Here is an 11,030-nt window from a genome sequence, read left to right as displayed (position 1 = left end):
CCCGAATACGGTCAACCGGTCCGGGTACGGTCAACCGGCTCGGCGGGTGAGCGGTGCGCGCAGCCCGAGGTGCTCGCGCAGTGTCGTCCCCGTGTACCGGTCCGGATAGACGCCGCGTTCCTGGAGTGCGGGCACGAGCAGGTTCACGATGTCGTCGAGGCCGTCGGGGATCAGGTACGGCGTGACGTTGAAGCCGTCGACGGCGCCGTGCCGCACCCAGTGCGTGAACCGGTCGGCGAGCCCCGCCGGGGTGCCGACATGGCCGCGCTGCGGGCCCAGGTGGATGACCGTCTCGCGCAGCGACCAGCCGTTCGCCTCGGCCTTCTCCCGCCACTCGGCGACGACCGCGCGGGGATCGGCGACGCGCCGGGCGCCGAAGGAGCCGTCGTTCTCGGCGACGACCGGGTCTTCCTTCGGCAGCGGACCGTCGGCGTCCCGGCCGGACAGGTCGAGCCCCCACAGCAGCCCCGCCACCCCCAGCGCCGTCGCCGGGGTGACCTGCTGGAGCCGGATCCAGTGCTTCTTCTCCAGCGCCTCCTCCTCGGTGGCGCCGAGGATGATCTCCGTGCCGGGCAGGATCCGCAGATCGTCCTCGGGCCGCCCGGCCGCCCGCAGCCGCCGCCGGACGTCCTCGGCGAAGCCCAGCGCGTCGTCGAAGTCGTTGCCGTGCGCGGAGAAGATCACGTCCGCGTTGCGGGCGGCGAAGTCGCGGCCCTCACCGGAGTCCCCGGCCTGGAAGATCACCGGATGGCCCTGCGGGCTGCGCGGCAGGGTCGGCGCGAGATCCACGTCGAACTGCGGCCCCTGATGCCGGACCCGGCGCACGGCGTCCGGCGCGGCCCAGGCCGGGGCGTCCGCCGCACCGGACACCGCGCCGTCCGCCCATCCGTCGGCCCAGCCGTCCCACAGGGCACGCGCCACGGTGAGGAACTCCTCGGCGCGCCGGTACCGGTCGGCGTGGTCGAGATAGCCGCCGCGCCGGAAGTTGGCTCCGGTCCAGGCGTTGTCGGTGGTCACCACGTTCCAGCCGGCGCGGCCCGCCGACAGCAGGTCGAGGCCGGACAGCCGGCGGGCGAGGTCGGCGGGCTCGTTGAAGGTGGTGTTGGAGGTGCTGACCAGGCCGATCCGGTCGGTGACGGCGGCCAGGGCGGCGAGCTGCGTGACGGCGTCCGGCCGTCCCGCCACGTCGAGTTCATGGATCCGGCCGTCGACCTCGCGCAGCCGCAGCCCCTCACCGAGGAAGAACGCGTCGAACAGGCCCCGTTCGGCGGTCTGCGCGACCTTGCGGAAGTTGGCGGGGTCGATCTGGGAGCCGCTGGCCGGGTCGGACCAGACGGTCCAGTGGTTGACGCCCTGGAAGAACACGCCGAAGTGCACCCGCGCGTCCGGCCGGGGCACGTCGAGGGGGTCGGTGCGGGTCATCGGATCTCCCCGAGCTGTCGGGCGGCCGCGACGGCGGCGGCGTAACGGTTGGCGGGGCGTTCCAGACCCAGGTGCGTACGCAGGGTGGCGGCGGGCAACGGGCGTACCGCGAGCCGCCGTTCGACGAGCGCGGGGATCACCAGCCGGGACAGCACGGGCAGTTCCTCGTCGAGGACCAGCGGATGCAGCCGTACGCCGTCCACCACGTCCGCCAACTCGCCCAGCAGGGCGATGAGTCCGGTCGCCGAGCCGGTGTAGCGCAGGCGTCCGGCGTCGGCCCACGGCGCGTGCCGCGCCAGGTCGGCCACCCGGTCCTCGGCCGGGGCGTCCGCAGTGTCGAGGGCGACCTCGACCTCGGCGAACACCCGGGGCACCCGCGCGCGGACGGCAGCCGCGGCGGCGGTCACCGACGCGAGGTCCGGGCCGCCGACGAGGGCCACGTCGAGCCGGTCGGCGGGCACGGCGTCAGGCCGCCCGATGACGACCAACTGCCCCTGTGGCGGCCGCGGCACGATCGCCGGACCCTTCACCGAGTAGGAACCGCCGGTGAAGTCGACGTAGTGGAGCCGCTCCCGGTCCAGGTAGCGGCTGGTGGCCACCGAGCGGATGACCGCGTCGTCCTCCCAGGAGTCCCACAGTGCACGGCCGACGTCGACACCGTCGGCGGCCTCGCGAGCCCGCGCCTCGGCACCCTCGACGAGCGGGCGGCCCCAGGCGCGCGCCGCCTCCGGAGCCGTCTCGTCCCCCACGACCCAGCCCGCGCGCCCGGACGAGATGTGGTCCAGGGACGCCAACTGGCTGGAGACATGGAAGGGTTCGGCGTACGTCACCGGCACCACGGGCGCGATGCCGACCACGCTGGTCGTCGCGGCGAGGAACGCGGCCCGCTCCACCGCGCCGATCCGCCCCACCACATCGGACGCGCCGCCCGGCGGCAACGCCCCGTCCTCCAGGGTGACGAGGGTGAAACCGGCGTTCTCCGCGGCGGCGGCGACACCGGCCGTCCGGCGCGCGGTGAGCAGGTGGCCGGGGGAGTGGGCGGCGCGGCGCCAGGCCGCGGGATGGGCGCCGTCGCCGTCGATTTCGAGGGCGAGCCGCAGGGCGGGGCCGGACATCGGGGGTTCCTTCCGAGGACACGTCGAGACGGCCGGCCCGGTGGCCGGCGAGGTCAGGGGCGTGCGGAAGGACAGACGGCGGAGGCGGTGCGGCAGTAGTCGACATGCCGCCGGGTGATCAGCCGCGCGCCCGTGCCGGCACCGCGCGGTGCCGCGCCAGGAACACGCATGGCCTCCACCCTCCTCTCCACCTCGGACCGGTCGCCTCAACCTACGCCGCCCGGCCCGGGCTCGTGTTGCGGGCTCATGAAATCCGCCGGGGCAGGGGCCCGGACGGGATGACACCCGCGCGCGGGGCGGTTGCAGCCGACATCGACATCCGCTGACGAACGGCCCGAACGCCCCGAACGCCTCAGGGAGTGCACATGACCGTCCAGACCGCCCAGGACATCGACCGCACCGGATTCGTCCAGGCGTGGGAGGAGTGGCACCGGCAGAAGGAGGAGGTGCTGTCCGGCCCGCACGGCTTCCTCGCCATCACCAGCCTGCGCTGGCTGAGTCCCGAGCCGGCCCGCTTCGACGACGCGCCCGGCGCCTGGTCCACCACCGACGAGGGCATCGTCGTCGACCTAGCGCCGGACGAGGAACTCACCGTGGACGGCACGGTGGTGCGCGGCCGGCACGTCTTCGGCGTGATCGCGGAGCGCGCCAGCGTCTACGCCGGCGCCGGTGACGCGCTGATCGAGGTCGCCAAGCGCGGCGGCCACGACATCGTCCGGCCCCGCCACCCCGGCAACGCCCTGCGGACCGCCTTCACCCGCACCCCCACCTACGCCCCCGACCCGCGCTGGGTCCTGGAGGGCCGTTTCGTACCGGACGCGGAGCCGCGGCCGGTGACGGTCGGCGCCGCCGTGGAGGGGCTGGAGCACGTCTACGATTCCCCCGGCCGGGTCGAGTTCGAGCTGAACGGCGAGACGTACCGGCTCACCGCCTTCAACGGCAAGACACCGGGCGCGCTGTCGGTCCTGTTCACGGACGCGACCTCGGGCGTGACGACGTACGCCGCGAACCGCTCCCTCCAGATCGGTCCGCCCGACGCCGACGGCCGGGTCACGGTCGACTTCAACCGAGCGGCCAACCTGCCCTGCGCCTACACGGACCTGGCGACCTGCCCCCTGCCCCCGACGGAGAACCGCCTCCCGGTGGCGGTGGAGGCGGGCGAGCGGATTCCGCTGGAGCGGGGTGGGGCGGCCTGAGGGATGGGTGGGTGTGACGCGGGGGGATGCTGACCTCGGGGGGTGTGGGTGGGCGTCGGGTCGTCCCGGCCTCGGGTGGGGGCGCCGGGTCGTGCCGACCTCGCGGGTGGGGGTGCGCGGGCGTCCCGGCCCTGCTGGGTGTGGCGTTGGGTGATGCCGATTTCTGGGGTGTGAGGGCGGGCTGTCCCGGCCTCGGGGGTATGGGCGCGGGGCCGTGCCGACCTCGCGGGTGAGGGCGCGCGGGCGTCCCGGCCCGCGGGGTGCGGCGGCAGGTGATGTCGGCCTCGCCGGGTGTGGCGGCGGACGTCCCAGCCTCGGGGGTGTGGGCGTCGGGCCGTGCCGACCTTGCGGGTGGGGGTGCCTGCCCCTCCCGGCCCGCTGGGTGTGGCGTCGGGTGATGCCGATTTTTGGGGTGTGAGGGTGGGGCGTCCCGGCCTCGGGGGTATGGGCGCGCGGGCGTCCCGGCCCGCGGGGTGCGGTGGCGGGTGATGTCGGCCTCGCCGGGTGTGGCGGCGGGCGTCCCGGCCTCGAGGGTGTGGGCGTCGGGCCGTTCCGACCTCGCGGGTTGGGGCGCCCGCCCGTCCCGGTTCCGCGGCGTGTGGTGGCGGGTTATGCCGATCTCTGGGGTGTGATGGCGGGCCGTTCCGACCGGCGGGTGGGGGTGCCCGGCCGTACCGGCTCCGCGGGGTGTGACGCCGGGCCGTCGCGACCTCGCGGGTGGGGGCGCCCGGCCGTCTTGGCCCCGCGGGGTGTGGCGCCCGGCCATCCCGGCCCCGTGAGGTGTGGACGGTGGCCACATGGGGTGGTCGGGGTGTGCTGCCTAGAGTCGGCGGCATGACCGAGCCCCTCGCCGCCTCCGCCCCTGCCGCTGTCCTGGACCTCGACGGCCGTACCGCCCTCGTCACCGGCGCCGCCGGTGGCATCGGCCGTGCCTGCGCGCTGCGGCTGGCGGCGGCGGGGGCGAAGGTGCGGGCGGTCGACCGGGACGTGGCCGGTCTCGAAAGGCTCGCCGAGAGCGCGGCCGGGCTGCCCGGCGCCGTCGAACCGCACGTCCTGGACCTCACCGACCTGGACGCCGCCGAAGCCGTCGCCGCGGGCACGGACGTGCTGGTCAACAACGCCGGGCTCCAGCGGGTCAGCCCGCTGGAGGACTTCCCCCCTGACGTCTTCCACACTGTCCTCACCGTGATGCTGGAGGCGCCCTTCCGCCTCATCCGCGGCGCCCTTCCCCATATGTACGGGCAGGGCTGGGGCCGGATCGTCAACATCTCCTCCGTCCACGGGCTGCGCGCCTCCGCCTACAAGTCGGCCTATGTGGCCGCCAAACACGGACTGGAAGGGCTGTCCAAGACCGCCGCCCTCGAAGGCGCCGCCCACGGCGTGACCTCGAACTGCGTCAACCCCGCCTACGTCCGCACCCCCCTGGTCGAGCGGCAGCTCGCCGACCAGGCCCGCACCCACGGCGTTCCGGAGGACCGCGTCCTGACCGAGGTGCTCCTGCGGGACAGCGCGGTGCGGCGGCTCATCGAGCCGGAGGAGGTGGCCGAGGCCGTCGCCTACCTGTGCGGCCCGCACGCGTCCTTCGTGACCGGCACGTCGCTGGTCCTGGACGGGGGCTGGACCGCGCACTGACCGGACACGACCGAAGGCCGGAACGACCGAACGACCGAACGACAGGCCGAGCGCGGCATGAGGAATCCTGTGACCATGTCCCGCGATCACGACCGCCCCGGCCACGAGCCCGCCGGCCTCGACGACACCGCCCTCGACGGCACGGGCCACGACGGCACCGGCCACGACGGCACCGGCCACGACGGCACCGGTCACGACGACATGGACGCACCGTTCCTGGCGCTGCTCGCCCGGGGTGCGCCGGCCGAGGCGTACGAGCGGCCCGTGCTCGCGGCCCGCGCCGAGGGCCGGTCCACGGGGCGGATCGCGGCCCTGGAGCGCGCCAAGCTCGCCGCGCTGCGGGTGCGGGCCGAACTGGAGGGCCGCCGACGCCGGGAGGCCGAACTGTCGGCGCTGTTCGAGACGGCCCACGACCTGGCCGGCCTGCGGGACCTGGACGCCGTACTGAGGGCGATCGTGCAGCGGGCCCGCTCCCTGCTCGGCACCGACATCGCCTATCTGAGCCTGCACGACCCGGACCAGGGCGACACCTACATGCGGGTCACCGAGGGCTCCGTCGCCGCCCGCTTCCAGCAGCTCCGCCTGGGCATGGGCGAGGGGCTCGGCGGTCTCGTCGCCCAGACGGCCCGCCCGTACGTCACCGACGACTACTTCCGCGACGAACGCTTCCGACACACGGCGACCATCGACGCGGGCGTCCGCGACGAGGGCCTGGTCGCGATCCTCGGCGTCCCCCTGACCCTCGGCATGAACGTCATCGGCGTGCTGTTCGCCGCCGACCGGCGCGCCCGCGTCTTCGAACGGGAGCAGATCGCCCTGCTCGGCTCCTTCGCCGCGCTGGCCGCCGCCGCCATCGACACCGCCAACCTGCTCACCGAGACCCGCTCCGCGCTGGCCGGCCTGGAACGCGCCAACGAGATCATCCGGGACCGCAGCGGTGTCATCGAGCGCGCCTCCGACGTCCACGACCGGCTGGCCGAACTGGTCCTGCGCGGCGGCGGCGTGCACGACGTGGCCGCCGCCGTCTCCGAAGTCCTCGACGGAACGGTGGAGTTCACCGAGACGGCCGCCCCCGCCGCGGTCGCCGCCTCGCGGGCCGAGGGCCACGCCGTACGGCACCGGGACGACTGGATCGCCGCGGTGGCCGCCGGCGACGAACTGCTCGGCGCGCTCGTCCTGCACGGCCACCCCGGCCTCGACCCCGTCGACCAGCGCACCCTGGAACGGGCCGCCATGGTCACCTCCCTGCTGCTCCTGGCCCGGCGGTCCGCCGTCGAGGCCGAACAGCGGGTGCGCGGCGAACTCCTGGACGACCTGCTCGACGCCCGCGACCGCGACCCGCGCCTGCTGCGCGAGCGGGCCGCGCGACTGCGCGCCGACCTGGACGCCACCCATGTCGTGCTCGCGGCCCGGCTCGACGGCGCCGCCGCCGACGCCGACCAGGAGGCGGCCGCCCGCACCCGGCTCTGGTCCGCGGCCTCCCACCTCGCCGCCACCCGCCACGGCCTGGCCGCCGCCCGCGACGGCGGCACGGTCCTGCTGCTGCCCCTGGAACCCGGCACCACCGCCGGGGACGTGGCCCGCCGCACCGCCCGGCACCTGGGCACCGCCGTCCACGAGGCGGTCACCGTCGGTGCCTCCGCCCCGGTGCGCGGCCTCGCGGCCGACCGGCAGGCGGTCGTCGCCGCCTACGACGAGGCCCGCCGCTGCCTCGACGCGCTGCGCCTGCTGGCCCGCTCCGGAAACGGGGCGGCCGCCGAGGACTTCGGATTCCTGGGCCTCCTGCTGGCCGGCGAACGGGACGTGACCGGCTTCGTCGACCGCACCATCGGCCGGCTCGTCGCCTACGACGAACGGCGCGGCACCGAGCTGCTGCGCACCCTCGACGCGTACTTCGCCTGCGGGATGAGCCCCGTCCGCACCAAGGACGCGCTCCACGTGCACGTCAACACGGTGGCCCAGCGCCTGGACCGCGTCGCCCGTCTCCTCGGCGACGACTGGAACGCCCCGGACCGCGTACTGGAGATACAACTCGCCCTGCGCCTACGCCTGTTGGCACTGCCGGCCCAGCACTGATCCCCGTACGCGAGCGGAGCGCACGGGGATCAGCGGTAGGGAAGGGCTCAGACGGTCCGGGCGTCCGCAGCCTCCGCCTCCGCCTCCGGCGCGGGGCCGGCTTCCGGGACGGGAGCCACGTCGGACAGATCGCGGTGCCGGGTCTCCTGGGCGACTCCCACGGCGACGACCGTGATCAGCACCGCGGCGATCACGTACAGGGCGATCGGCGTCGAACTGCCGTAGTCGGCGAGGAGCGCCGTGGCGATGAGCGGCGCCGGGGCGCCCGCCGCGACCGAGGCGAACTGGGCGCCGATGGACGCGCCCGAGTACCGCATCCGGGTGGCGAACATCTCGGAGAAGAAGGCGGCCTGCGGCGCGTACATCGCCCCGTGCAGCACCAGTCCGACGGTCACGGCGAGGACGAGACTGCCGAAGCTGCCGGTGTCGACGAGCGAGAAGAACGGGAACATCCACAGCCCGATGCCGACCGCGCCCAGCAGATAGACGGGGCGGCGGCCGATCCGGTCGGACAGCGCGCCCCAGGCGGGGATCACCGCGAAGTGCACCGCCGAGCCGATGAGTACGGCGTTGAGCGCGGTCTGCTTGGAGACGCCGGCCGAGACGGTCGCGTAGACCAGGATGAACGCGGTGATCACGTAGTAGGAGATGTTCTCCGCCATCCGCGCCCCCATCGCCACCAGCACGTCCCGCCAGTGGTGCCGAAGCACGGCCACCAGCGGCAGCCGCTCGTCGTCCTCCTTGCGGGACTCGGCCCGGGCCAGCGCCTCCCGGAACACGGGCGACTCGTCGACGGACAGGCGGATCCACAGGCCGACGATCACCAGGACACCGGAGAGCAGGAACGGGATCCGCCAGCCCCAGGAGCCGAACGCCGCGTCCGACAGCACGGCGGTCAGCAGGGACAGCACGCCGGTCGCCAGCAACTGCCCCGCGGGCGCCCCGGTCTGCGGCCACGAGGCCCAGAATCCGCGCCGTTTCGCGTCCCCGTGCTCGGAGACCAGGAGCACGGCCCCGCCCCACTCGCCGCCGAGCGCGAAGCCCTGCACCAGCCGCAGCACGGTCAGCAGCACCGGCGCGGCCGCCCCGATGCTGGCGTGCGTCGGCAGCAGCCCGATGGCGAAGGTCGCCCCACCCATCAGCAGCAGACTCAGCACCAGCAGCTTCTTCCGGCCGAGCCGGTCGCCGTAGTGCCCGAACACCAGCGCGCCCAGCGGCCGAGCCGCGAAACCCACGGCATACGTCAGGAACGACAGCAGCGTCCCGACCAGCGGATCCGAGTCGGGAAAGAACAGCTTGTTGAAGACGAGCGCGGCGGCGGAACCGTAGAGGAAGAAGTCGTACCACTCGATGGTCGTGCCGATGAGACTGGCGGCGACGATGCGCCTGAGGTTGTTCGGAGCCGGTGGAGCGGTTGCGGGCGACGACATCGGCACCACTTCCTGAGGTGTGACGGGGACGTTTACGTGTCGCCACACCGTAGGAATCCGCAGGTCAAGCGCACATGTGGCCGGGCAACATAGTTCGGGGGCCGCCTATGCGCGTGCCCACCATGCCGGCTCGTGGAAAGTACGAGAGCAAGGCGGAGGCGGTCCGCTTGCCCTCTCGGCCGAGCCAGGGAAGGGCCGCGAGAATCGAGCGCTTGTGCACGACCCGCAACCGAACCTCTCAGTACGGCAGAAGCCACTTACGCGTCGGAGTGCTCCGGCAGGGCGAGCCAGTCCGACCAGGAGATGTCTCGGCCGAGGAAGCGCGGCTGCTCGAACGGCCAGTCGGCGGCGATCCATCGCGGCACCAGCTCATCGAGGGTCTGCTCGACCTTGCTCCCCACCAGCTCGTCCACCACCCACCAGGAGATCTCGCCGTCCGCGCCGGCCCTCTCCGGTGGGTCGATGTAGACGCAGCCGAGCAGAGCTGTCTCCGCCGTGTCGAGCAGCGCGTAGTTGAAAGACTGGTGTGCGGCGATCTCCTTCTCGTGCCGCAACAGATCGGCCTGGTCGGCCTCGTAGGTCATGGTGGCCGCGGGCCAGCCCCAGGCCGGGCCGAAGATGGTCCACAGCCGCTCGCGCGAACCCATCACGGCCGGATAGTCGAGCGGGGTGTCCGCCTCCCGGATCGGCCGCAGGTGATGACCACTGCCCGGCAGCGGTACCAGGACGGGATGGACGAAGTCATCGGGGAGCCAGCTCACAGCGCCCGACGGTAGCAGGGCGCGGCCCTCCGGTCCGGTGGATGCGAGGAACTGCTGCCGGCCTGTGCCGGTGACCCAGGTTGATGCTGCGTAGGAGTGGTCTACAGCCTGCAAAGATTGAGCGAGCGGGTGCCGGTGCCGCGGTGGGTGGTGAGGTAATGAGGGGCGCGCTGACGGACATGCACGCATGTGGCGCGACCGGCAACGAACACAACCGCTGTCACTCGACGCGCCACGACACTGCGCCTGGCAGCGCAGGACACGTACCAACTGGCGGAAAGAGAACGGGGAGCGGCATGGCTACGGGGGGATGGGGTCCGGGAAACGGACCGGGGCAGCCTGGCGGCAACGGGCCCGGAGGCCAGGGCGGCTGGGGCGCTCCCTATGGCCCACCGCAGGGCGGCCCGTACGGTCCGCCACCACCGAATCCGGGCCTGTACCCGAACCAGCCTCCGTACCCCCACGGTCCCCGGCCGATGAGGCCCGCCGCCCGGCGCCGCGGCGGCTGCCTGTCGTTCGGTGCTCCCTTCGGGCTCATCGGCGCGATCCTGCGCTCCGCGCACCGCGCTGCCACCAGGCTCTTCGCACAGGAGGGAGAGGGCCGGATCGAGGACCGCACCGTGGACCGCGTCCAGACGGCCCGCACGGTGCTCGGTGCCGCCGCCACCATCGCCCTGATCCTCGCCTACAACGTGGACCCCAACCGCTGGGAGGACGCGGCGTACGGCGGTGCCGCCCAACTCGTCGTCGTCCCGTTCGTGCTGATCGTCGCCGCGCCCCTGGTCATCGTCGGGTTCATCTACTACGCGCCCCGGCACCTGCGGCCGCATCTGCGCTCCCGGCTGCGCGCTCCGCTCAAGGCGGTCGGTTGGTACGTGCTGACGTTGGTCGTGATGAGCGCAGTCCTCGTCCCGACGGCCCTGCTGGTCGACGCCGACGACGGGAAGAACTGGTGGGAATACGTGCTGGCCGTCGCCTCGCTGATCGTGATCGTGTGGGGTTTCCCCTTCTTCTTCATGGCGTCGCTGTACTCGGCCCGCAGCGCCTTCAACAGCGCCCAGGTTCACCCGATGCTGCCGCCCGTCCTCACCTTGACGCTGGTGTGGGTGTTCGCAGCCTTCAGCCTGATCGGCGACGGCATGCCGGCGGGCCCGCCCATCGTCCAGTTCTGCTCCATGCTGGGCGGCCCGCTGTCGGTGACCGCCGTCTCACTGTGGGAACTGCGACGGATGAGGCACCGTTTCGGCGTCACCCTGCGCGCCTGATCCGACTTCTTCGGGCGGGTTGGGCGTTGGCCGGTCCATGGGCGGGTACCTCGTGCCGACGTTTACGGACGACGGGACACCGAGGGGCGGCGGGCAACAGGTGGCTCGTGTCGATCATCTCGTCCGAGATCGT

General features: G+C 73.5%; 8 protein-coding genes. 4 read left to right on the top strand and 4 right to left on the bottom strand.

The window, feature by feature from the left end; genetic code table 11:
* Positions 1-30 precede the first annotated feature (30 nt).
* Together G6W55_RS10960 and G6W55_RS10955 are read right to left on the bottom strand one after the other, a co-directional pair.
* Complete coding sequence (locus G6W55_RS10960; protein ID WP_175520611.1) at positions 31-1,422, bottom strand: NtaA/DmoA family FMN-dependent monooxygenase; 1,392 nt, start codon at positions 1,420-1,422, stop codon at positions 31-33.
* On the bottom strand, positions 1,419-2,537 hold the full coding sequence (locus tag G6W55_RS10955) for an LLM class flavin-dependent oxidoreductase (protein WP_175520610.1): 1,119 nt from the start codon (positions 2,535-2,537) through the stop codon (positions 1,419-1,421). Before G6W55_RS10955 ends, G6W55_RS10960 begins: the two co-directional genes overlap by 4 nt.
* 365 nt (positions 2,538-2,902) lie before the next feature.
* Between G6W55_RS10955 and G6W55_RS10950 the strand changes: the two genes are divergently transcribed.
* From G6W55_RS10950 to G6W55_RS10940, 3 genes are all read left to right on the top strand, one after another.
* On the top strand, positions 2,903-3,733 hold the full coding sequence (locus G6W55_RS10950; protein ID WP_175520609.1) for a DUF1684 domain-containing protein: 831 nt from the start codon (positions 2,903-2,905) through the stop codon (positions 3,731-3,733).
* Positions 3,734-4,567: 834 nt separating this feature from the next.
* Positions 4,568-5,365, top strand: a complete 798-nt coding sequence (locus G6W55_RS10945; protein ID WP_175520608.1) for a 3-hydroxybutyrate dehydrogenase — start codon at positions 4,568-4,570, stop codon at positions 5,363-5,365.
* 201 nt (positions 5,366-5,566) lie between these two features.
* Complete coding sequence (locus tag G6W55_RS10940) at positions 5,567-7,441, top strand: GAF domain-containing protein (RefSeq protein WP_254876194.1); 1,875 nt, start codon at positions 5,567-5,569, stop codon at positions 7,439-7,441.
* Between the two features lie 47 nt (positions 7,442-7,488).
* Here the strand turns inward: G6W55_RS10940 and G6W55_RS10935 are convergent, their stop codons facing one another.
* The gene (locus tag G6W55_RS10935; RefSeq protein ID WP_175520606.1) at positions 7,489-8,871 is read right to left on the bottom strand and encodes an MFS transporter; all 1,383 of its coding nucleotides are present in this window, start codon (positions 8,869-8,871) and stop codon (positions 7,489-7,491) included.
* Positions 8,872-9,128: 257 nt separating this feature from the next.
* A complete protein-coding gene (locus G6W55_RS10930) occupies positions 9,129-9,632 on the bottom strand; it encodes an N-acetyltransferase (protein WP_175520605.1) in 504 nt (167 codons plus the stop codon).
* 476 nt (positions 9,633-10,108) lie between these two features.
* On the opposite strand from G6W55_RS10930, the gene G6W55_RS10925 reads away from it, so the two are divergent.
* Entirely contained in the window at positions 10,109-10,897 is a 789-nt protein-coding gene (locus G6W55_RS10925) for a hypothetical protein (RefSeq protein ID WP_254876185.1), read from the top strand.
* Positions 10,898-11,030 lie beyond the last annotated feature (133 nt).

The organism is Streptomyces sp. CAI-85 (genome assembly GCF_013363615.1).
Taxonomy (GTDB): domain Bacteria; phylum Actinomycetota; class Actinomycetes; order Streptomycetales; family Streptomycetaceae; genus Streptomyces; species Streptomyces antibioticus_B.
This window is presented reverse-complemented; position numbering and strand designations above follow the sequence as displayed.

What these genes read in the sequence shown, in the direction of transcription:
- G6W55_RS10950 (WP_175520609.1), top strand. Translation starts at nt 2,903, where the DNA reads ATGACCGTCCAGACCGCCCAGGACATCGACCGCACCGGATTCGTCCAG.
- G6W55_RS10940 (WP_254876194.1), top strand. Translation starts at nt 5,567, where the DNA reads ATGGACGCACCGTTCCTGGCGCTGCTCGCCCGGGGTGCGCCGGCCGAG.
- G6W55_RS10955 (WP_175520610.1), bottom strand. Translation starts at nt 2,537, where the DNA reads ATGTCCGGCCCCGCCCTGCGGCTCGCCCTCGAAATCGACGGCGACGGC.
- G6W55_RS10960 (WP_175520611.1), bottom strand. Translation starts at nt 1,422, where the DNA reads ATGACCCGCACCGACCCCCTCGACGTGCCCCGGCCGGACGCGCGGGTG.
- G6W55_RS10935 (WP_175520606.1), bottom strand. Translation starts at nt 8,871, where the DNA reads ATGTCGTCGCCCGCAACCGCTCCACCGGCTCCGAACAACCTCAGGCGC.
- G6W55_RS10945 (WP_175520608.1), top strand. Translation starts at nt 4,568, where the DNA reads ATGACCGAGCCCCTCGCCGCCTCCGCCCCTGCCGCTGTCCTGGACCTC.
- G6W55_RS10925 (WP_254876185.1), top strand. Translation starts at nt 10,109, where the DNA reads ATGAGGCCCGCCGCCCGGCGCCGCGGCGGCTGCCTGTCGTTCGGTGCT.